Origin of the sequence: Ensifer sp. ENS10 (assembly GCF_014852025.1) — a bacterium.
In the GTDB taxonomy this organism is placed as follows: Bacteria; Pseudomonadota; Alphaproteobacteria; order Rhizobiales; family Rhizobiaceae; genus Ensifer.
This window is the reverse complement of the sequence record NZ_JACVAS010000086.1, coordinates 1-226: the sequence shown is the minus strand read 5'-3', so window position 1 is coordinate 226 and position 226 is coordinate 1. Positions and strand designations below refer to the sequence as shown.

Sequence of the window (226 nt, the reverse complement as noted above, 5' to 3'; positions counted from 1 at the left end):
GCACGAACGGCTTCTCGTTTGCCGGTTTGCATGGCACGAGCGGTACGATCGGACAGGAGACGGTAAACTACAGCTGGAGCGGCAACACGCTGACGGCAACGGGCCCGCGCGGCGTGCTGTTCACGGTGACCGTGACGAACGCGGCCACGGGTGCCTATACGGTCGAGCTCAAGGACAACGTGCTGCATACGGCTGGTCCGAATGGCGAGGACAATGTCTCGGTCGG

1 protein-coding gene is annotated in these 226 nt (G+C 63.3%); it reads left to right on the top strand.

Annotation, left to right across the window (positions count from 1 at the left end):
• On the top strand, nt 1–226 hold a 226-nt coding region (locus tag IB265_RS36470), incomplete at both ends, for a hypothetical protein (RefSeq protein ID WP_192496247.1).